At 71.8% G+C, this 20,769-nt stretch carries 18 protein-coding genes; 8 read left to right on the top strand and 10 right to left on the bottom strand.

The genetic code is table 11. The features are described 5' to 3' along the window. Nucleotides 1–37: 37 nt before the first annotated feature. Both LWW89_RS07765 and LWW89_RS07760 read right to left on the bottom strand, forming a co-directional pair. A complete protein-coding gene (locus LWW89_RS07765) occupies nucleotides 38–1,681 on the bottom strand; it encodes a rhodanese-like domain-containing protein (RefSeq protein WP_293263446.1) in 1,644 nt (547 codons plus the stop codon). Between the two features lie 21 nt (nucleotides 1,682–1,702). Beyond that, nucleotides 1,703–2,290, bottom strand: a complete 588-nt coding sequence (locus tag LWW89_RS07760; protein ID WP_293263444.1) for a cysteine dioxygenase family protein — start codon at nucleotides 2,288–2,290, stop codon at nucleotides 1,703–1,705. Nucleotides 2,291–2,400: 110 nt separating this feature from the next. Between LWW89_RS07760 and LWW89_RS07755 the strand changes: the two genes are divergently transcribed. The 3 genes from LWW89_RS07755 to LWW89_RS07745 all read left to right on the top strand — a co-directional run bounded on the left by LWW89_RS07755 (nucleotide 2,401) and on the right by LWW89_RS07745 (nucleotide 5,359). Next, nucleotides 2,401–3,297 (top strand): LysR substrate-binding domain-containing protein, encoded by an 897-nt coding sequence (locus LWW89_RS07755; RefSeq protein WP_293263442.1) that lies wholly within the window; start codon nucleotides 2,401–2,403, stop codon nucleotides 3,295–3,297. A 52-nt stretch (nucleotides 3,298–3,349) separates the two neighbouring features. Further along, the gene (locus LWW89_RS07750) at nucleotides 3,350–4,537 is read left to right on the top strand and encodes an MFS transporter (protein WP_293263440.1); all 1,188 of its coding nucleotides are present in this window, start codon (nucleotides 3,350–3,352) and stop codon (nucleotides 4,535–4,537) included. Nucleotides 4,538–4,642: 105 nt separating this feature from the next. Beyond that, nucleotides 4,643–5,359: an MgtC/SapB family protein gene (locus LWW89_RS07745; RefSeq protein ID WP_293263438.1), complete on the top strand. Its 717-nt coding sequence runs from the start codon at nucleotides 4,643–4,645 to the stop codon at nucleotides 5,357–5,359. A gap of 105 nt (nucleotides 5,360–5,464) precedes the next feature. Here the strand turns inward: LWW89_RS07745 and LWW89_RS07740 are convergent, their stop codons facing one another. After that, nucleotides 5,465–5,695 (bottom strand): hypothetical protein, encoded by a 231-nt coding sequence (locus LWW89_RS07740; protein ID WP_293263436.1) that lies wholly within the window; start codon nucleotides 5,693–5,695, stop codon nucleotides 5,465–5,467. A 118-nt stretch (nucleotides 5,696–5,813) separates the two neighbouring features. On the opposite strand from LWW89_RS07740, the gene LWW89_RS07735 reads away from it, so the two are divergent. Further along, a complete protein-coding gene (locus LWW89_RS07735) occupies nucleotides 5,814–6,272 on the top strand; it encodes a PAS domain S-box protein (protein ID WP_293263434.1) in 459 nt (152 codons plus the stop codon). A gap of 61 nt (nucleotides 6,273–6,333) precedes the next feature. Here the strand turns inward: LWW89_RS07735 and LWW89_RS07730 are convergent, their stop codons facing one another. The 3 genes from LWW89_RS07730 to LWW89_RS07720 all read right to left on the bottom strand — a co-directional run bounded on the left by LWW89_RS07730 (nucleotide 6,334) and on the right by LWW89_RS07720 (nucleotide 8,877). Continuing rightward, a complete protein-coding gene (locus LWW89_RS07730; protein ID WP_293263432.1) occupies nucleotides 6,334–7,683 on the bottom strand; it encodes a nicotinate phosphoribosyltransferase in 1,350 nt (449 codons plus the stop codon). Then, entirely contained in the window at nucleotides 7,680–8,291 is a 612-nt protein-coding gene (locus LWW89_RS07725) for an isochorismatase family protein (protein WP_293263430.1), read from the bottom strand. The genes LWW89_RS07730 and LWW89_RS07725 overlap by 4 nt, the downstream gene beginning before the upstream one ends. 67 nt (nucleotides 8,292–8,358) lie before the next feature. Beyond that, nucleotides 8,359–8,877 carry a BCAM0308 family protein gene (locus LWW89_RS07720; protein ID WP_293263428.1) on the bottom strand — a complete coding sequence of 173 codons (519 nt, stop codon included), beginning with the start codon at nucleotides 8,875–8,877 and terminating at the stop codon, nucleotides 8,359–8,361. 218 nt (nucleotides 8,878–9,095) lie between these two features. On the opposite strand from LWW89_RS07720, the gene LWW89_RS07715 reads away from it, so the two are divergent. Both LWW89_RS07715 and LWW89_RS07710 read left to right on the top strand, forming a co-directional pair. Continuing rightward, complete coding sequence (locus LWW89_RS07715; RefSeq protein ID WP_293263426.1) at nucleotides 9,096–9,665, top strand: phosphoribosyltransferase family protein; 570 nt, start codon at nucleotides 9,096–9,098, stop codon at nucleotides 9,663–9,665. Nucleotides 9,666–9,685: 20 nt separating this feature from the next. Beyond that, nucleotides 9,686–10,387, top strand: coding sequence for a phosphoribosyltransferase family protein (locus tag LWW89_RS07710; RefSeq protein WP_293263424.1), 702 nt, complete (start codon nucleotides 9,686–9,688; stop codon nucleotides 10,385–10,387). A gap of 19 nt (nucleotides 10,388–10,406) precedes the next feature. Here the strand turns inward: LWW89_RS07710 and LWW89_RS07705 are convergent, their stop codons facing one another. Together LWW89_RS07705 and LWW89_RS07700 are read right to left on the bottom strand one after the other, a co-directional pair. Then, nucleotides 10,407–10,892, bottom strand: a complete 486-nt coding sequence (locus LWW89_RS07705) for a DUF1854 domain-containing protein (RefSeq protein ID WP_293263422.1) — start codon at nucleotides 10,890–10,892, stop codon at nucleotides 10,407–10,409. A gap of 24 nt (nucleotides 10,893–10,916) precedes the next feature. Further along, nucleotides 10,917–13,232 (bottom strand): ABC transporter ATP-binding protein, encoded by a 2,316-nt coding sequence (locus LWW89_RS07700; RefSeq protein WP_293263420.1) that lies wholly within the window; start codon nucleotides 13,230–13,232, stop codon nucleotides 10,917–10,919. Nucleotides 13,233–13,689: 457 nt separating this feature from the next. On the opposite strand from LWW89_RS07700, the gene cphA (LWW89_RS07695) reads away from it, so the two are divergent. Beyond that, nucleotides 13,690–15,876 (top strand): cyanophycin synthetase, encoded by a 2,187-nt coding sequence (gene cphA, locus LWW89_RS07695; RefSeq protein ID WP_293263418.1) that lies wholly within the window; start codon nucleotides 13,690–13,692, stop codon nucleotides 15,874–15,876. A 119-nt stretch (nucleotides 15,877–15,995) separates the two neighbouring features. Next, the gene (cphA, locus tag LWW89_RS07690; protein ID WP_293263416.1) at nucleotides 15,996–18,566 is read left to right on the top strand and encodes a cyanophycin synthetase; all 2,571 of its coding nucleotides are present in this window, start codon (nucleotides 15,996–15,998) and stop codon (nucleotides 18,564–18,566) included. A 103-nt stretch (nucleotides 18,567–18,669) separates the two neighbouring features. Here cphA (LWW89_RS07690) and LWW89_RS07685 read toward each other — a convergent pair whose 3' ends face one another. After that, nucleotides 18,670–19,488, bottom strand: coding sequence for an enoyl-CoA hydratase/isomerase family protein (locus tag LWW89_RS07685; RefSeq protein WP_293263414.1), 819 nt, complete (start codon nucleotides 19,486–19,488; stop codon nucleotides 18,670–18,672). Nucleotides 19,489–19,576: 88 nt separating this feature from the next. Further along, nucleotides 19,577–20,725 carry an ABC transporter substrate-binding protein gene (locus LWW89_RS07680; RefSeq protein WP_293263412.1) on the bottom strand — a complete coding sequence of 383 codons (1,149 nt, stop codon included), beginning with the start codon at nucleotides 20,723–20,725 and terminating at the stop codon, nucleotides 19,577–19,579. Nucleotides 20,726–20,769: the final 44 nt, after the last annotated feature.

Below are 20,769 nucleotides of genomic sequence, written 5' to 3'. Positions count from 1 at the left end.
GCGCTGCCATCCGATGTGTCGTTTGCGGAGCGGGCGGTCAGGGGGCGGGTTCCTCCTCAGCCTCCGCCGGAGCGGTGCAGGCGTCGAGTTCGGCCCGCTCCCGGGCGTCGAGCTGGGCCACCAGCCCGGTTTCCCAGGCCAGGTAGCGGCGCGCCGCCTCCCGGTTGCCGTCGTGGCGGTCGTGCACGAAGAACAGGTAGTCGATGCAGTCTGCGTCGGCGGGCAGGGCCGGACTGGGGGCCAGGAGATGGCCAGCGGCCTCCCAGGCGGCGGTGCCGCCAGCCAGCAGTTCCACCGAGGCGGCGCCCAGGCTGCGGGCTTCGTCTGCCGCCAGGGCGGCCACGGCCGGGTCGTCGGCCACCAGCACCAGGGCGCGGCCGGCCAGGGGCAGGGCGGCGAGGCGCGGCCGGATCGTCCACAGCGAGCCGGGAATGCGCCCCCGGCGGTGGGCCATGCTCGGGCGCAGGTCGAGGAGCAGGGCGCCCCGGTCGAGACGCTCCTGCACCGCCGGCGGAGTGATGGTGGGAAGGGCCGGTGGATCGGCAACGGGCGGGGCGACGGGCGTGAAGCCCGGGGCGGCGAGCCCGCCCCCGGCCGTGGCTTCCACCCCTGCAAGCACCCAGGCCTCGAAGCCCAGGCGGGCCAGCCAGGCGGCCACCACCGGGGCGCGGATGCCGTCGTCGTCGAACAGCACCAGCCGGGCGCGGCGCACTCCCACGTACTGGTCGGTGGCCTGGATGAGCTGACCGCCAGGGGCGGACTGGGCGCCGGGCAGGGTGCCGGCGGTGAATTCTTCGGGGCTGCGCACGTCGCACAAGAAGGTGCTGCGCCCGGGGTCGGCGAGCAGGGCGGCGGCCCGGGGGCCGTCGAGGCGGCCCACGCCCCAGCGCCGCGCCAGGCGGCGGGCCTGGTGGCGGCGGGCCTCCGGGTCGGCCGGGCGGGCGTCGTCCGGGTAGCGCCGGGCGCTGCCGTGCTCCAGGGCCCGGTCGGCCAGCACCCAGCCCTGGGTGCCGTTCTCCAGGGCGTATACCGGGTTGGGCAGGCCCAGGTCGATCAGGGTCTGGGCGCCGATCAGGCTGCGGGTGCGGCCGGCGCAGTTGACCACGATGGTGGTGTCCGGCCGGGGGGCCAGGGCGTCGATGCGCAGGGCCAGCTCGCCGTTGGGGCAGCACACCGCCCCGGGGATGTTCATCTTGCGGTATTCGGCGAAGGGGCGGCCGTCCACCACCACCAGGTCGCGGCCTTCGGCCTGCCAGGCGGCGAGCCGGTCCGGGGTGACGCGGGGCGTGTGGCAGCGGTGCTCGACAAGCTCGCCGAAGGTCTTGGAGGGCACGTTCACCCCGGCGAACAGGGCGAAGCCGGCGGCGGCCCAGGCGGCGGTGCCGCCGGCGAGCACCTGGGGCCGGTAGCCCAGGGCGGCCAGGCGGGCCGCCGCCCGGTCGGCCACGCTGCCGGTGTCGCCGCTGCCGCCGCTGCCGTCGTCGCACAGGACCAGGCGCACCCGGCGGTTGGGCAGCAGGCGCGGGGCGTCCAGTTCCAGCCGGCTGTAGGGCAGGGGCACGGCGTGGAGCAGGTGGGATTCGCCGAACTGGCCGGCTTCGCGCACATCGCACAGGGCGAGCTCGGCGCCGTCGTGGAGCCAGTCCTTGAGGGTAGCGGGGGTGATGCGAGGGGCGGTCATGGGCGATGCGCTGCGGCGGCGTCAGCGCCGGGTGGTGACGCCGATGGCCATGGGCTGGCAGGTGCCGGCGTCCACGTCGAAGACGGTGCGCCCGGTCAGGGTTTCCAGGGCACGGCCGTACATGTGCAGGTGGCGGATCACCTGGTCGCCGCGAATCTGCACGGCGTGAATGTCGTCGGGCATCAAGGCGATGCCGTTGCCCGGGCCTACCACCACGGTTTCGCGCAGGCGCAGCTCGGCCCGGCCCGGCACCGCGCCGTCGTCCAGCCGGTTGTACACCTCGTTGTGCTCCTCGCCCGCGACGGCGGCGACGCAGGCCCAGGTGGTGTGGTCGTGGGGCGGGATGCGCTTGCCCGGGCGCATCACGTTCAGGTACAGGGCGAAGCTGCGGTCCGCCTCTTCGTGGATGAAGTAGCGGGCCTGGCGCTCCCCCTCTTCGGGCGGGGCGAACTCGGCGCCGCTCCACCATTCGGACCGGGCGGCCAGGGCCTTCACCTCGTCCAGGATGGCGGCCAGGGCGGCCCGGTCGAAGGGCTGGCGGGCGGCCAGGCGCTGCATGGCGGCGATGGCCTGGGCCACGGCGTGGCGGCGTTCGTCGGCGAGGGACATGGGCGATCCTTGAAAAAAATTAATATATCGGGACGGCAAAAAGTTTAAGGTCCGCGCCAGTCGTGGGGCAATTGAATTATCCTGTCGGGAAACATGAAGGAAATTAATATATGAAGACCTTGGATCTGGCCCTGCTGCGCACCTTGCAGACCGTGGTGGACCACGGCGGTTTCGCCGCCGCCGCCGTCCGGCTGCACAAGACCCAATCCGCCGTCACCCACCAGATGCACCGGCTGGAGGCGGAACTGGGCTTCCCCCTGTTCGAGAAATCCGGCCGGAGCCGGCGCCTCACCGCCCAGGGCACCCGGCTGCTCGGCTACGCCCGGCGCCTGCTGGCCCTCAACGACCAGACCCTGCACGCCCTGGCCGGGGCGGGGGAGGGGGCCACCCTGCGCATCGGCGCGCCCCATGACGTGGCCGACACCCTGCTGCCCGGGCTGCTCGCCGGCTTCGCCAAGGCCTATCCCCAGGTGCAGATCCAGATCCACGTCGGGCGCAGCCCCTTCCTCATGGACGACCTGCGCCGCGGCGACCTGGACATGACCCTGTCTACCCGCCTCGACCCGACCCTGCCCGGCCTGACCCTGCGCACCTCGCCCACGGTCTGGCTGTGCGCCGAGGAATTCTCCTACCGGCGCGGCGACCCCCTGCCCCTGATCCTGGCCGACGAGCCAAGCATCTTCCGCCAGCTCGCCTTGCAGACCCTGGAGGCCCAGCCCGCCGACGCCGCCGTGCCCTGGCGCATCAGCTACGAATCCCCCACCCTGATCGGCATCAAGGCCGCCCTGCGCGCCGGCCTGGGGGTCACCGCCCGCAGCATCGACCTGCTCGACCCCACCCTGCGCGTGCTCGGCCCCGCCGAGGGGCTGCCCCGGCTGCCGGACGTGGCCTACCACCTCTACCTGCGCGGCGACGGCGGCCACCCCATCGCCCGCCGCCTGTTCCTCGACCTGGCCGCCGGCGGCATCCCCTTCGGCCCGCCGGTGGACGACGGCCCGGCGGAGTGACCGGTCCCGCCGGTCGCCAACCGCACCCGCCAACCCTGCGGACGCCCCGCCCATGCTGGCCGCGCTGACCTCCCTGCCGCGCACCGTCTGGCTGCTCGGCCTGATCAGCCTGGTCAACGACAGCGCCAGCGAGATGCTCTACCCCCTCGTGCCGCTCTACCTGTCGTCGGTGCTGATGGCCGGCCCCCGGGCCCTGGGGCTGATCGAGGGCATCGCCGAGGCTACCGCCAGCCTGCTCAAGCTGGTGTCCGGCGTGGTGGTGGACCGGACCCGGCGCAGCACCCCCTGGGTGGTGTTCGGCTACGGCCTGGCCGGGGCGGCCCGCCCCCTGATCGCCTTCGTCACGGCCTGGCCCGGGCTGCTGGCGCTGCGCTTTGCCGACCGGGTCGGCAAGGGCCTGCGCACCTCGCCCCGGGACGCCCTGCTCGCCACCAGCGTGCCGCCGGAGCGGCGCGGCCTGGCCTTCGGCCTGCACCGGGCCATGGACAACGCCGGGGCGGTGGTCGGCCCCCTGCTGGCCGCCCTGCTGCTCGGCGCCGGCTTGCCGTTGCGCGACGTCTTCCTCTGGTCGGCCTTGCCGGCGGCCCTGTGCCTGGCCCTGGCCGCCGGGCTGCGGGAGCCTGCCGGGGCCGTGTCCCGGGAGTCCCGCAAGATCGACTGGCACCTGGCCCGGCTGCCCGGCCGGCTGCGCCGCTACCTGGCGGTGGTGGCCCTGTTCACCCTGGGTAACTCGTCCAACATGTTCCTGCTGCTGCGCGCCCGGGAACTGGGAGTGCCCGAGGCCCAGGTGCCGCTCCTGTGGGCCGCCGTCTCGGCGGTGGCGATGCTCGCCTCGACACCCCTGTCGGGCCTGTCCGACCGGGTCGGCCGGGTGCGGCTGCTGGTGGCCGGCTACCTGGCCTACGGCCTCTTCTACCTGGGTCTGGGGCTGATCGGCGGCGACGGCCCCCTGCTCTATCTGCTGTTCGCCGGCTACGGCCTGTTCATGGCCGCCACCGAGGGAGTGGAAAAGGCCCTGGTGGCCGATCTGGCCCCGGCCGGCCGCCAGGGCACCGCCTTCGGCTGGTTCAACCTGACGGCGGGCGTCTGCCTGCTGCCCGCCTCCCTGGCGTTCGGCGCCCTGTACCAGGGCGTCGCCCCCTGGGCCGCCTTCACCTTTTCCGCCGCCTGCGCCCTGGCCGCCGCCCTGCTGCTGTGGCGCTGGGTGGGTGCGGAGGCGGAGACGCTGCGGCCGGCTTGATTCGGCCCGCTACTACGGGCGCGATGCCCTGGCTGTAACCGGGCGCGGCGACACTGGCGCCCGGCCGGTTCGGCCCCTGGCGCCGGACGCCTTTCTGGAGACCCCATGGAAGCCTTGAACAACGTCAACCTCTCCTCCCTGCTCGATTCCCTCGTCAGCCTCACCGCCGCCTTCGTCCTCGGCGGCCTGGTGGGGTTCGAGCGCCAGTACCGGCAGCGCACCGCCGGGCTGCGCACCAACGTACTGGTGGCGGTGGGGGCGGCCATCTTCGTGGACATGGCCAACCGCATGAGCGGCCACGACGGGGCGGTGCGGGTGGTGGCCTACGTGGTCTCCGGTATCGGCTTCCTCGGCGCCGGCGTGATCATGCGTGAGGAAGGCAACGTGCGCGGCCTCAACACCGCCGCCACCCTGTGGGGTTCGGCGGCCATCGGCGCCTGCGCCGGGGCCGACCTGATCCTGGAGGCGGTGGTGGGCACGGTCTACGTGCTGGCCGCCAACACCCTGCTGCGGCCGATCGTGAACGCGGTGAACCGCCAGCCCCTGGACGTGGCCTCGGTGGAAGTGACCAACACGGTCTACGTGATCGTCGAGCGGGGGCGCCAGAAGGAAGTGCTGACCATGCTCGAGGCGGCCCTGGAAGGGGGCGGCTACCCGGTGCAGGACCTGGAAATCCACGCCTTCGGCGAGGACGCGGTGGAAATCGAGGCCACCCTGGCGGCCACGGCGGTGGACGGCGACCATCTGGACGGCCTGGTGGCCCGCCTGGCCGCCTCGCCCCTGGTCAGCCAGGCGTTCTGGAGTCCGAGCACCAGCGAGTAGGGGGAACGGGCGGAACCGGCGGCTGCGCCATGTCGACACTGCCCGGCGCCGGGCGGGGCGGCTATGCTGAACGGAGGGCGGTGCGGGCGGCTTGCGGACCCAGGGTCAGGATTGACCGCCGGCCGGAGGTTCGGGCGCTGCGGGAGTTTCCGGCAACGCTTCGCCGAGCACCGTCCAGGCGTACATCAGGCTGGCCTCGCTGAATTCCCGGCCGCTGTCCCGGTCGCGCCACCAGGCGCCGGTATCGTCCTCGCCCAGGTACTGCCAGTGCCGCCGCTCGCCGCTGCACAGCTCGATCAGGTAGGTCCGGCGGGGAACGAGGAGCGGGGCGGGCATGGCGTATCGCGGTGAGGTCGGGGGTCCAACGACTATAAACCGGCACCGGCGCAATGCAATTGCGGCAATCGCCGACGCGGCGTCGGCACCCATCAGCAACGTAGCGGGAGGACGCACCATGGCACACCACGATCCAACCGGGCTGCCCGACGGCCCCCTGGCGGCCCTGCTGGTGGCCCACATGGCCGAGGCCCTGGTCTTCGCCGACAAGGAGGGGGTGATCCGGGCCTGGAACCCCTCGGCCGAGGCCCTGTTCGGCTTCACCGCCGCCGAGGCGGTGGGCCGCAGCCTGGACCTGATCATTCCCGAGCGGCTGCGTCCCGCCCACTGGCAGGGCTACGACCGGGCCCTGGCCCAGGGCGCCACCCGGCTCGGCCGGCGCGTCCTGGTCACCCGGGCCCAGACCGCCGCCGGGGGCACCCTGTACGTGGACATGAGCTTCGCCGTGGTCGCCGACGCCCAGGGGCAGGTGCTGGGCGCCCTGGCGGTGGCCCGGGACGCCACCGCCCGCTACCAGGAAGAAAAGGCCCTGCGCGCGCGCCTGGCGGCCCTGGAAAAGGGCGGCGGCGCGGACTAGCCGTGGAGCGGTTGTGAGGCTGTGAGATTGTGAATCGCCACGCCCGGCGTGCCCCGGGCGGCTAGTGCGTCTGCTGGTCCAGCTTGTGGGCCAGGGCCCGCAGCGGCGCGCTGATCTGCACCGGGTAGGGCGTGGGCGCCGGGTCCAGCCGGCGCAGTTCGGCAGGGAGCAGGGCCAGTTCGGCGTCGGCGTGATGACGCAGGAGGTCCAGGGGCTCCAGGGGAGGCTCCCGGCGGCCCTGGTGCATTACTTGGTGCAAGAGGGCTCGGCTGTGTTCCGGTGGCGGCGGCTCGCAGGCCAGGGCCACCACGTCGTAGCTGGGCCGGCCGTCGTCCCGATACACCCGGTAGACCTGCTTTTCCCCAGGCCAGGTGGCCTTGCCCGGGGAGCGCTTGCGCCGCGACTTGCCGGCATAGACCTGGAGCTTGTAGGCCGAATCCAGGTAGGGCGCATCGGCCGAGGTGGACAGGTGGGTGCCCACGCCGAAACCGTCGATGGGGGCGCCGGCCGCGACCAGCCGGGCGATCTCGCGCTCGTCCAGGTTGCCGCTGGCGAAGATGCGCACCTCGGCCAGGCCCGCCTGGTCGAGAATGGCTCGCACCCGCCTGGACAGTTCCGCCAGGTCGCCGCTGTCCAGGCGCAGGGCCTTCAGGCTCACCCCGCGTTGGCGCAGATCCGGGGCCAGGACCGCCACCTTGGCTGCTGCCGCCTCGCTGTCGTAGGTGTCCACCAGCAGGGTCACGTCCCGGGGGTGGGAAGCGGAAAAATGGCTGAAAGCCTGGGCCTCCCGGTCATGGGCCTGGATGTAGGAGTGGGCCATGGTGCCGAACAGGGGGATGCCGTAGCGCCGCCCGGCGAGCACCGTGGCGGTGCCGGCAAAGCCGGCCAGGTAGCTGGAGCGGGCGGCGAGCAGCCCGGCCTCGGCCCCGTGGGCGCGGCGCAGGCCGAAATCCACCAGCTGGCGCCCCGGCGCCGCCAGCACGCAGCGGGCAGCCTTGCTCGCCACCAGGCAGGAATAGTTGAGCAGGTTGATCAGCCGGCTCTCGACGAATTGGGCCTGGGCCAGGGGGGCCACCACCCGCAGCACCGGCTCGTCGGGAAAGAACACGGTGCCTTCGCGCATGGCATAGACGTCGCCGGCGAAGCGGAAGTCGCCCAGCCAGTCGAGAAAAACCGGGTGGAAGCGGCCGGTGTCGCGCAGCCAGCGCAGGTCGTCGTCGCGGAAGCGCAGGGTGGCCAGGTAATCCACCGCCTGCTCGATGCCCGCCGCCATCAGGAAGTTCCACGACGGCGGCAGGGCACGGACGAAGAATTCGAACACTGCCGTGTCGGCCATGCCCTCGTCCAGGTAGGCCTGCAACATGGTCAGTTCGTACAGGTCGGTGAGCAGGGGGCTGCAATCGGTGTTCATGGCGCGACCTCGTCCCAGATCAGGGGGAATGCGCCGAGGCGCAGCATTTCGTCCTCGGCCCGCTGCCCGTCGCCGGGGCTGACGTCCACCGGCCGCACCGCGTCGCGCAGCAGCACTGCTTCCAGCCCCTGGACCAGGGCGTCGCGCACCGTGGCCAGCACGCAGTAGTCGGTGGCCAGGCCGCCGACGAAGACCCGGCGGCAGCCCAGGCGTTGCAGGTAGGCCCCCAGGCCGGTGCCCTGGAAGGCGGAATAGGCGTCCGCCTCGGCGCTGGCGCCCTTGGAGACGACGGTGGCCCCGGCCGGTATATGCAGGCCGGCGGGGAAGGCCGCCCCCGGGCTGCCGGCGACGCAGTGGGGGGGCCAGGGGCCGCCCCGGGCCTGGAACGAGCAATGGTCCGGCGGATGCCAGTCCCGGGTGAACACCAGGGGCAGTCCCGCTTGCAGAAAGAGGTGGATGTAACGGTTGAGGGGGGCGATCACCCGGTCCCCGTCGGCCACGCCCAGGGCGCCGCCGGGCAGGAAGTCGTTCTGCACGTCCACGACGAGCAGGGCGTCGCCCGGGCCGGGCAGGCGCGGCAGGGCGGGGGCGTCCGAGGGCGGTGGCACGGCAGGGCCTCGCAGATGGGGGGGCGGGGGGGCCGGGGCCAGCAGGGGGCCGTCGCGGTTGGGGCGGTCAGGCGGTCCAGTGCACCCGCAACAGGTTGCGCCCCGGGCTGTAGCGGAAGTCCAGGGTGCCCCGGCAGGTCCGGTGCAGGGCCTCGCCGATGCGCCGGGCCAGGTGGGTGTCGGTGGTGGTCACCAGCCACTCTCCCTCGCCTTCCTCGATGGCCATGACCCGGGCCTGGGCGCTGCCGTCGCCGCCTTTACCGTTCCGTCCGGCTTCCTCGTGGCGGATCAGGCGCAGCAGTTCGCCGCGCCGGGCGCCGAGGTCGGCACCGTGCAGGATCACGTAACCGGCGGGGAAGTGGTCGCGCAAACGCAGGCAGGCCGGGCATAGGGTGTTGCCGGCCGGGGCGTCCTCGTCGGGATGGCGGACCCAGCGGCCCTGGCGGTACACCGCGCCGCAGCCGGTGCAGGCGGCGGGCTGCCGCAGCTTGGCGCTGCGCCGGTAGCTGTCGTGAATCTTCTCTTCCCAGAGCTGGTGGCGTCCGGCGGAAACCGGGCCCCGGGCGGGCAGGTGGTGGGTTTTCATGGCGGGGGCTCCCGGCGGCGGCGACGCTTCCGCCATGGGGCTCCGGCCGCTGGCCGGAGCCGGGCGGGGCGGCCTGGATGGACTCCCACTTCACTATATATGCCGGCTCGGCGAGGGAAAGGCCATTTTGCTGGACGATGGCGACGGCTGTGCTGTAATCAAGAGAAGGCCCGGCGGCCGGGGTATCGCGCCGCCGCGCCGGACCTGAGGAGGCCGCCATGGAGCGCCCCGCCGGAACCCGAACCTGCCTCTATTCCCCCGCCCAGCTGGAGGCGGTGGTGGCTGCCATGGCCGCCCGCCTCGCTCCCCTGGTGGCCGGTCGGCCCCGGCTGGGGATGGTGGGCATCCTGCGCCGGGGTGCGCCCCTGGCGGACCGTCTGGCGGCGGCCTTGGTCGGTTTGGGCGTGGCGCCGCCGCTGCGCCTGGACTTGGCGATCAAGCGCTACGCCGACGATCTGACCCTGCTCCACCCGGACACCCGCTTCACCGAACAGGCCGGTCAGGCCGAACTGGACTTGGCCGGCTACACCCTGGTGGTGGTGGACGACGTGCTGTACACCGGCCATTCCCTGCTTCGGGCGGTAGGCTACCTGGCCGCCAAGGGGCCTGCCGAGATTCGCGTCGCCGTGCTGGTGGACCGGGGCGTGGCGCGCCTGCCGCTGCGCACCGACGTGGCCGGGCTGCGCCTCGACGTGGCGCCGCCGGACGTGGTGGAGTGCAACGTGCCGCCCTACGAGGCGGATTTCCGCATCGAACTGCTCCAACTGGAGCGGCGGCCCGCCGCCTGAGCCGGACGGGGGGATGCGCCATGTGGTTCGCCGACCGGGATGACGCCGCCGACCTGCTGGCCCGGGCCTTGGCACCGTGGCGGGGACAGCATCCCCTGGTGCTGGCCGTTCCCCGGGGCGGGGTACCGATGGGGCGGCGCATCGCCGCCGCCCTGGACGGGGAGTTGGACGTGGTGCTGGTGCGCAAGCTGGGGGCGCCGGGAATGCCCGAATTCGCCATCGGCGCGGTGGACGAGTCGGGCTGGACTTGGCTGGCCGACCATGCCCGGCTGGCCGGGGCGGACGACGCCTACGTGGCCCGGGAGAGCGCCGCGCAACGGGAGGTGATGCGCCGCCGCCGCGCCCGCTACACCCCGGTGCGTCCGCCCATCGATCCGGCCGGCCGGGTGGCGATCGTGGTGGACGACGGCCTCGCCACCGGCGCCACCATGCTGGCCGCCCTGCACGCGGTGCGCGCCCGGGGACCGCGGTGGCTGATCTGCGCCGTGCCCGTGGCCTCCCGGGAGGCCCTGGCCCTGGTGCGCCCCTGGTGCGACGAGGCAGTGTGCCTGTCCGTGCCCGACGATTTCGCGGCGGTGGGCCAGTACTACCGGGAATTCGACCAGGTGGACGACGATCGGGTGGTGGCCGCCCTGGCAATGCCGGCGCGACCGGAGCCGGAGCCAGGTTCCGGCGCCGATCCCGACGCCAACTCCAATTCCAATTCAGGCTCCGGCGCCTGAGGGGCCGGGCCGCGCCGCATCAGAGGAAGCGGTCGAGAATCTTGCGGCTGCCCTTGTCCAGGGCCGCCAGGTCGCGGATCAGGTAGTGGATGCCGTGGCTGTCGGCGATCAGCAGCCGCCCCTGGGCGAGGCGGCGGATGTCTTCCTCGCCCTTGAGGACGAAGGCGGTGGCGCCCCGGTCCGTATCCACCTCCCAGGTGCTCGGCGTGACGAAGCTGGAGACGGCGCGGATGCGCTGGATCAGGGGCATGAACTCGCGGCCGGCAAGTTCCTCGGCGACCAGGCTGCGGGCCGGCTCGGGGAGGGCGTCGAGGCGGTCGATCCAGACCAGCTCGTGGCCGTCGGCGGAAACCAGGGACAGGCCGCCGTCGGGGGCGGAGATGGGGAAGGCGCGCACCGGCACCACGCCGGAGTGGGTTTCGCCGGCGGCGTCGGTCAGTTCCAGCCGGCCGTTGGCGGCGCGGCGCAGGGTGAAGGCGGGCAGGGGGGCGGGGGTGGCGGTCATCGCGGGGTCTTTCGCGGGGCGCGGTCAGTCGTTTTCGCCGGCGGCGGAGGGGGAGGAAGATTCCTCGCTGTCGGCGTTGCGCGCCTGGGCCTGGTAGAGGCGGTAGTAGTGGCCTTCCAGGGCCATCAGCTCGTCGTGGTTGCCCACTTCGACGATCTGGCCCCGGTCCATCACCACCAGCCGGTCGGCCTTGCGCAGGGTGGACAGGCGGTGGGCGATGGCGATGGTGGTGCGGCCCTGCACCAGATTGTCCAGGGCCTTCTGGATTTCCTTCTCGGTGGTGGTATCCACCGACGAGGTGGCTTCGTCCAGGATCAAGAGGCGCGGGTTGATCAGCAGGGCCCGGGCGATGGAGATGCGCTGGCGCTCGCCGCCGGACAGGGCCTGGCCGCGCTCGCCCACCAGGGAGTCGTAGCCGTGGGGCAGACGCAGGATGAAGTCGTGGGCGTGGGCGGCCCGGGCGGCGGCGATGATCTCGTCGCGGGTGGCGTCGGGTTTGCCGTAGGCGATGTTCTCGGCGATGGTGCCGAAGAACAGGAAGGGTTCCTGCAACACCAGGCCGATGTTGCGCCGGTAGTCGGCGATGGGCACCGAGCGGATGTCCACCCCGTCGATCAGGATCGCCCCCTCGGCCACGTCGTAGAAGCGGCAGATGAGGTTGACCATGGTGCTCTTGCCCGAGCCGCTGTGGCCCACCAGGCCGATCATCTCGCCCGGGGCGATGGACAGGTTCATGCCCCGGATCACCGCCCGGTTGCCGTAGCGGAAGCCGATGTCGCGGATGTCGATGCGGCCCTTCACCTCGGGCAGGAGCACTGGATGGGCCGGCTCGGGCACGCTGGAGACGTGGTCGAGGATGTCGAAGATGCGCTTGGCGCCGGCGGCGGCCTTCTGGGTCACCGAGACGATGCGGCTCATGGAGTCGAGCCGGGTGTAGAAGCGGCCGATGTAGGCGAGGAAGGCGGTGAGCACGCCGACGGTGATCTGGTCGCGGGAGATCTGCCACACGCCGAAGGCCCACACCACCAGCAGGCCCACCTCGGTGAGCAGGGTGACGGTGGGGGTGAACAGGGACCACACCTTGTTCACCCGGTCGTTGACCGCCAGGTTGTGCAGGTTGGCCTCGCGGAAGCGTGCCGCCTCGCGCTTTTCCTGGGCGAAGGCCTTGACCACGCGGATGCCCGGGATGGTGTCGGCGAGCACGTTGGTCACCTCGGACCAGATGCGGTCCACCTTCTCGAAGCCGTGGCGCAGCTTGTCGCGCACCACGTGGATCATCCAGGCGATGAAGGGCAGGGGCAGCAGGGTCACCAGGGCCAGCCAGGGGTTGATCGACACCAGGATCGCCGCGGTCATGACGATCATCAGCACGTCGGTGGCGAAGTCGAGCAGGTGCAGCGACAGGAACACGCAGATGCGGTCGGTTTCGGAACCGATGCGCGCCATCAGGTCGCCGGTGCGCTTGCCGCCGAAGTATTCCTGGGACAGCTTGAGCAGGTGCTCGTAGGTGGTGGTGCGCAGGTCGGCGCCGATGCGCTCCGACACCAGGGCCAGGATGTAAGTCTTGGCCCAGCCCAGGCCCCAGGCCACCAGTGCGGCGCCGAGCAGGCCGCCCAGGTACAGGGTGACCAGGCCCACGTCGATGGGGGTGCCGTTCTGGTAGGGGATCAGCACCTTGTCCATCAGCGGCATGGTCAGGTAGGGCGGCACCAGGGTGGCGGCGGTGGACGCCAGGGTGAGCAGGAAGCCGGCCAGGAGCCGGCCGTTGTAGGGCTTGGCGAAGCGCCACAGGCGGAACAGGGTCCAGGTGGACGGCGGGGTGGCGGTCTCCCGGGTGCAGATCGGGCACTCGTCCTGGCCGGCGGGCAGGGGCGCCTTGCACTGGGGGCAGATCCCGGCGTCGGGCACCGCTTCCGGCGTGCCGCTCACCAGGCTGTCGCGCAGGCTCTCGAAGCGGTCGATCAGGCGCAGGGCCGCCGGGTTGTGGCCCAGGGTGTAGCGCCAGGCGGCCAGGTGCCGTGGGGCGCCGCCGCTGGTGTCGATCAGTTCCAGGGTGCCCACGCCGGCGTGGTCGGAATGCTGCACGGCGAGGCCAGCACCCAGGTTCCAGGACTGCCAGGTCGTGTCGCCGGGGGCGCGGGCGAGCAGGCGCCGGTCGGTCAGCGCCACCAGGCCGGGGGCGAAGCGCAGGCGCGCATCCAGGTCGGTTTCGACCCAGGCTGCCAGGGTCTCGCCGGCGGCGACGGGGGGCGCGGCGTCGCCGGCCCAGTGCCCGGGCAGGGCGGCGGGGGCGGCGGAAAGGGCGGGGAGGCTGGTCGCAGCGGAAGAAACGGTGCTCATCGGGAAATACCTTTCCGCGCCGGGGCGGAAAGCCAGGAAAGTGACGCCGCCGTTCCGGCGGGGACGGCCCGGTGTGGCGACGTGAATCCGGAGCATTGCCCTCCCTCGGACGGGAGCGCGAGAGGGTGATAACGCCGGGGAAACGGCCGGGCGGCGGGGCGTTCGCGCCATGCCGGCGAGGGCGGGCGGAAACACCGGCGGGGCCGGGCCAGGGGCACAGTATACCGAAGCACCGGCGGCGGTTTTTCACCGTTGTTGGCGGAAAAATCGCCGCCGCCGCGCGCGGGGCGCGACGAAGGGGGCGGCGGAGTTGTATGATCCCCGTTACAGCACGTTACACGGTGGCGGACCGGTGCAGTAAACCCAATCCGGGCCTGCCACGTTAATGGGTTGGCGAACTTCCCCTTTTAGTTTTGCCGCGCACCCAGCCAGTACGTCCGGCCACACCCTTGGATTTATGAAAAAGAAAGACATTGAGTTCCTGCGCATCGTTTCCCTGCGCGGACCGAATATCTGGACCTACCGGCCGGTTCTCGAAGCCTGGGTCGATATCGGCGAACTGGAGGAATGTCCCTCCAACACCATCCCCGGCTTCTACGAGCGTCTTTCCAGCTGGCTTCCCTCCCTGATCGAGCACCGGTGCAGCTACGGCGAGCGCGGCGGCTTCCTGCGCCGGGTCCAGGAAGGCACCTGGCCGGCCCACATCCTCGAACACGTCACCCTCGAATTGCAGAACCTGGCCGGCCTGCCCGGCGGCTTCGGCAAGGCCCGGGAAATGTCCACCCGCGGCGTCTACAAGGTGATCGTCCGCGCCTGGCATGAAGAGGTCACCCGCGCCGCCCTGCACGCCGCCCGGGACCTGGTGATGGCCGCCATCGAGGACCGGCCCTTCGACGTCGCCGCGGCGGTCGAGCACCTACGCGACCTGACCGATTCCCTGTGCCTGGGGCCGAGCACCGCCTGCATCGTGGATGGCGCCGACGACCGGGACATCCCCTACACCCGCCTGTCCGAGGCCAACCTGGTACAACTCGGCTACGGCGCCGCCCAACGGCGCATCTGGACTGCCGAGACCGACCGCACCAGTGCCATCGCCGAAGGCATCTCCCGGGACAAGGACCTGACCAAGACCCTGCTGTCGTCCTGCGGCGTGCCGGTGCCCGAGGGCCGCCTGGTGGACGACGTGGAGGACGCCTGGGACGCCGCCGAGGATATCGGCCTGCCGGTGGTGGTCAAGCCCTACGACGGCAACCACGGCCGGGGCGTGTTCACCAACCTGACCACCCGCGAGGAGGTCGAGGCCGCCTATGCGGTGGCCGTCGATGAAGGCAGCGGCGTCATCGTCGAGCGCTTCATTCCCGGCAACGAGCACCGCCTGCTGGTGGTGGGCGGCAAGATGGTCGCCGCCGCCCGGGGCGACATGGCCTGCGTGGTCGGCGACGGCCGCTCCACGGTGAGCGAACTGATCGAGAGCCAGATCAACTCCGACCCGCGCCGCGGCCGCAGCGAGGACCACCCGCTCAATTTCATCCGCCTCGATTCCGCCGCCCGTCTGGAACTGTCGCGCCAGGGCCTTTCCGGCGACGCGGTGCCCGCCGAGGGCCGCACCGTGCTGGTCCAGCGCAGCGGCAACGTGGCCATCGACGTCACCGACGAGGTCCATCCGGACGTGGCCGCCGCCGTCTCCCTGGCCGCCCGGGTGGTGGGCCTGGACATCGCCGGGGTCGACCTGGTGGCCGAGGACATTTCCCGTCCCCTCGAAGAACAGGGCGGCGCCATCGTCGAGGTCAACGCCGGCCCCGGCCTGCTGATGCACCTCAAGCCTGCCGAGGGCAAGCCCCGCCCGGTGGGCCGGGCCATCGTCGACCACCTCTTCCCCGAGGGCGAGGACGGCCGCATCCCCATCGTCGGCGTCACCGGCACCCACGGCAAGACCGTGGTCGCCCGGGTGGTGTCCCGTCTCCTCAGCCTGAGCGGCAAGCACACCGGCCTGGCGTGCAGCGACGGCCTATTCCTCGACCGCCGCCAGGTGGAAAAGGCCGACAGCGCCAACTGGGCCGCCGCCCGCCGCGTGCTGCTCAACCGCTCGGTGCAGGCCGCCGTGTTCGAGAACAGCCCCCGCGCCATCTTCAGCGAGGGCCTGGCCTACGACCGCTGCCAGGTGGGTGTGGTCACCAACCTCAACGGCGCCGAGGGCCTGGCCGATCTGGACGTGTTCGAGCCGGACCAGGTGTACAAGGCCCTGCGCACCCAGGTGGACGTGGTGCTGCCCTCTGGCGTGGCGGTGCTCAACGCACGGGACCCCCAGGTGGTGGAAATGGCGCCCCTGTGCGACGGCGAGGTGATTTTCTTCGGCCTGTCCGCCGACCTGCCGGCCCTGGCCGAGCATCGCGCCGCCGGCGGCCGCGCCGTGTTCGTGGGCGATGGCCAGGTGGTTCTGGCCAAGGGAAGCGACGAGACGCCGCTCACCGCCGTCACCGCCGTGCCCCTGGTGGCCGCGGGCGGCAGCGTGGACGACCTGCAGGTCGAGAACCTGCTCGCCGCAGTCGGCGCCGCCTGGGCCCTGGGCATCGCCCCCGAGCTGATCCGGGCCGGGGTCGAGACCTTCGACGTGCTGCCCGGCGAGCCGGGCAAGCGCGCCTGAGCGATCCGTCGCGGACCCGACACCCGTCCCCATCCGAACGAGGCCGACCTCATTCTTCATAGCGGCCGCCGCCCGATGACGCGAGGCGCGGCGGCCGGGACCAACAGGAAATCGTCTTCATGGAAGTTACGCGAATCCGCGCCCTGCGCGGCCCCAACCTGTGGAGCCGGCACACGGCCATCGAGGCCATCGTCACCTGCGACGAGCCGGAGCGCTCCCTGGCCAGCCTGGGCGAGTTCGAGGCCCGTCTGCGCGCCCGCTTCCCCGAGATCGGATCGCTGCAATCCATCAGTCAGGCCGAGCAGATTTCCCTGGCCCACGCCCTGGAAGCCGCGGCCCTGGGGCTCCAGGCCGAGGCTGGCTGCCCGGTGACTTTCAGTCGTACCGGCGCCACGGTGGAACCCGGGGTGTACCAGGTGGTGGTCGAATACACCGAAGAGGCGGTGGGCCGCCTGGCCTTCGACCTGGCCGAGGCCCTGTGCCGCGCCGCCCTGGACGACGCCCCCTTCGACCTGGCCGGCGCCCTGGCCCAGTTGCGTGAACTGGACGAGGACGAGCGCCTCGGCCCCTCCACCGGCTCCATCGTCGCCGCCGCCGTGGCCCGGGGCATCCCCTTCCGCCGCCTGACTTCGGGCAGCCTGGTCCAGTTCGGCTGGGGCAGCAAGCAGCGCCGCATCCAGGCCGCCGAGACCGACCTGTCCAGCGCCATCGCCGAATCAATCGCCCAGGACAAGGAGCTGACCAAGAAGCTGCTCCACGCCGCCGGGGTGCCGGTGCCCACCGGCCGGCCGGTGAAGGACGCTGAGGACGCCTGGGCCGCTGCCCAGGAGATCGGCGGGCCGGTGGTGGTCAAGCCCCAGGACGGCAACCAGGGCAAGGGCATCACCGTGAACATCCAGACCCGGGAACAGGTGCTGGCCGCCTATGCCGCCGCCGTGGAGTTCCGCGACGACATCATGGTCGAGCGCTTCCTGCCCGGCCAGGACTACCGGGTGCTGGTGGTGGGCGACAAGATGGTCGCCGCCGCCCGGCGCGAGCCGCCCCACGTCATCGGCGACGGCGTGCACACCGTGCGCGAACTGGTGGACCTGGTGAACAGCGACCCGCGCCGCGGCGAGGGCCACGCCACCTCCCTGACCAAAATCCGCTTCGACGACATCGCCCTGGCCCGCCTGGCCGAGCAGGGCTACACCGCCGAGTCCGTGCCGCCCAAGGGCGCCCGGGCGATCCTGCGCAACAACGCCAACCTGTCCACCGGCGGCACCGCCACCGACGTCACCGACGACGTGCACCCCGAGCTGGCCGCCCGGGCCGTGGCCGCGGCCAAGATGGTGGGCCTGGACATCGCCGGCGTGGACGTGGTCTGCGAGACCGTGCACAAGCCCCTGGAAGAGCAGGGCGGCGGCATCGTCGAGGTGAATGCCGCCCCCGGCCTGCGCATGCACCTGCAACCCTCCTACGGCAAGGGCCGCGCCGTGGGCGAGGCCATCGTCGCCAACATGTACAAGGACGGCGACGACGGCCGCATCCCGGTGGTGGCGGTGGCCGGCACCAACGGCAAGACCACCACGGTGCGCCTGATCGCCCACTTGCAGACCGTCTCCGGCCTGCGCGTCGGCATGACCGGCACCGACGGCGTGTACATCGCCGGCCGGCGCATCGACACCGGCGACTGCTCCGGCCCGAAGAGCGCGCGCAACGTGCTGCTCCATCCGGACGTGGATGCCGCCGTGCTCGAAACCGCCCGGGGCGGCGTGCTGCGCGAGGGCCTGGCCTTCGACCGCTGCAACGTGGCGGTGGTGACCAACATCGGCATCGGCGACCACCTGGGCCTGTCCTACATCAACACCGTGGAAGACCTGGCGGTGGTCAAGCGCGTCATCGTGCAGAACGTGGCGCCCAGCGGGGTGGCCGTGCTCAACGCCGCCGATCCCCACGTGGTCGTCATGGCCGATTCCTGCCCGGGCACGGTGACCTTCTTCGCCCTGGACCGCAGCCATCCGGTGATGGCCACCCACCGCGCCCAGGGCAACCGGGTGCTGTACCGGGACGGGGACTCCATCGTCGCCGCCCAGGGCGCCAACGAAGTGCGCCTGGCCCTGGCCGGGGTGCCGCTGACCCGCAACGGGGCGATCCTCTTCCAGGTCGAGAACGTGATGGCCGCCGTGGGTGCCGCCTGGGCCCTGGGCCTGGACTGGGACGTGATCCGCCGCGGCCTGGCGACCTTCGTCAGCGACGACAGCACCGCCCCGGGGCGTTTCAACTTGTTCGACTACAAGGGCGCCACCCTGATCGCCGACTACGGCCACAACCCGGACGCCATCCAGGCCCTGGTGAACGCCGTGGACGCCCTGCCGGCCAAGCGCCGCTCGGTGGTGATCAGCGGTGCCGGCGACCGCCGCGACGAGGACATCCGCCGCCAGACCGAAATCCTCGGCGACGCCTTCGACGAGGTGCTCCTCTACCAGGATGCCTGCCAGCGCGGCCGCGCCGACGGCGAGGTGCTGGGCCTGCTGCGCCAGGGCCTGGCCAACGCCAAGCGCACCGTGACGGTGGACGAGATTCGCGGCGAGTTCCTGGCCATCGACACCGCCCTGGAGCGCTTGCAGGACGGGGACCTGTGCCTGATCCTGATCGACCAGGTGGAAGAGGCCCTGGCCCACATCAAGCAGCGCATCGCCAACGCCTGACCCCGGGCCCCTCGCATTGAGGGGTGCCAACGACAAGGCCCGCCGGTCATCCCGGCGGGCCTTGTCGTTTTTCCGCCCTGCCGGGCGCGGGGCGGAGCGGTCTTCAGCGGCCGGCGAGCCAGGCCGGCGGGCGTTTTTCCAGGAAGGCGGCTATGCCTTCCCGGCCCTCGTCGCTGGCGCGGATGGCGGTGATGCGTCGGGCCGTGTCCTCCATCACCGCCGGGCCGATCGGCTGGCCGGCCACGGCGCCGATCAGGTCCTTGCACGCCCCCACGGCCTGCGGGCTGTTGGCGGCCAGGGCGCCGGCCAGGGCGGCCACCTTGGCGTCCAGTTCGGCCTCGTCGCCGGCCAGTTCGTGCACCAGGCCCAGGCGGTGGGCGGTGCCGGTATCGAAGCGCTCGGCGGTGAGCATGTAGCGGCGGGCCTGGCGCTCGCCCAGGGCGGCGATTACGTAGGGGCTGATCACCGCCGGCAGAATGCCCAGCTTGACCTCGGTCAGGGCCAGGGGCTGGCCGGCCAGGGCCACCGCCATGTCGCAGGCGGCGATCAACCCGACGCCCCCGCCGTAGGCGGCGCCCTGGACCCGGGCGATGGTCGGTTTGCCCAGGCTGTGCAGGGTGTGCAGCATGGCCGCCAGGCGGCGCGAGTCGGCCAGGTTCTCGTCGCTGCTGTAGGCTGCGGCCCGCTTCATCCAGTTCAGGTCGGCGCCGGCGCAAAAGCTCTTGCCCGCGGAGGCCAGCACCACCACCCGCACGGCGGGGTGGGCGGCCAGTTCCTTGAGGGCGGCGTCGAGTTCGCCCACCAGCACGTCGTCGAAGGCGTTGTGCCGTTCAGGGCGATTCAGGGTCAGGGTGCCCACCGGGCCGTCCCGGTCGAGGCGCAGGGTGGCGTAGGCGGAGAATGCGGGGTCGAGGTCGGACATGGGGAGTACCTTCGGGAGCGTCCGGGGGAAATTCCGGGCAAAAGAAAGGCCGCCCGCGGGCGGCCCCAAGGGGAGAGACGGGGAGGCCTTACTGGACCAGGGTCCAGTCGCCGTTCTTGATTTCCAGCAGGCGGAAGGCGGACAGGTCGAGGCCCATGTGGTCGGTGGGGGACATGGTCACCTTGCCGCCGGTGCCGATGTAGCCCTTGGTGGCTTCGATGGCGTCGCGCACCTTGGCCTTGTCGGTGCCGCCGGCGCGCTTGATGGCGTCCACCGCCAGCATCAGGCCGTCGTAGGCGTGGCCGCCGAAGGTGGACACGTCGGCCTTCCACTTTTCGTTGAAGGCCTTGGTGTAGGCCACCACCACCGGCTTCTGCGGATCGCTGGCGGGCAGCTTGTCGGCCACCAGCAGGGCCGCGGCGGGCAGGCGCACGCCCTCGGCGGCGGGGCCGGAGAGCTTGATGTATTCCTCGGAGGCCACGCCGTGGGACTGGTAGAGGGGCAGGGTGATGCCCAGCTGCTTGTAGTTCTTGGTGACGATGGCCGGGCCCTGGCCGAGACCGAACACGAACACCGCCTGGACGCCCGGGGCGTTCTTGATCTTGGTCAGCTGCGGGCTGACGTCGGTGTCCTTGGGACCGTAGGTTTCGTTGGCCACCAGGGTGATGCCGTACTTGCCGGCCACCGCCTCGGTCTCCTTCTTGCCGGACTGGCCGAAGCCGCTGGTTTCGGAGAGCAGGGCCACCTTGGCGATGCCGCGCTTCTTCATGTCCTCGAACACCTTCTCGGCGGCCATGCGGTCGGTGTGGGGGGTCTTGAACACCCACTTCTTCACCGGCTCGACGATCACGACCGCCCCGGCCAGGGAGATGAAGGGCACGCCGGCGCGCTCGACCAGGGGCACCATCGACATGGTGGAGCCGGTGGTGGTGCCGCCGACGATGACGTCTACCTTGTCGTCGTCGATCAGGCGCTTGGCGAAGCTGTTGGCCTTGTTGGCGTCGCTGCCGTCGTCGTAGTGCACCAGTTGCAGGGGACGGCCCAGGACGCCGCCCTTCTTGTTGATGTCGTCCACGTACATCTGCAGGGTCTTCAGCTCCGGGTCGCCGAGGAAGGCGGCGGGGCCGGTGACCGACAGGATGGACCCGATCTTGATCGGATCGGCGGCGAAGGCGCCGGAGATGCCGCCCAGTACCAGGGCGCTACCGGCCAGCAGGGTTTTCCAGGACTTCTTCATGGGTGTCTCCTCCACTCAAGTGGTGTTACGTATTGTAGAAAGAA

The organism is Oryzomicrobium sp. (assembly GCF_021287045.1).
Classification (GTDB): Bacteria; Pseudomonadota; Gammaproteobacteria; order Burkholderiales; family Rhodocyclaceae; genus Oryzomicrobium.
Note: the sequence above shows the minus strand (reverse complement) of the source record. Positions and strands in the feature narration are given on the sequence as shown.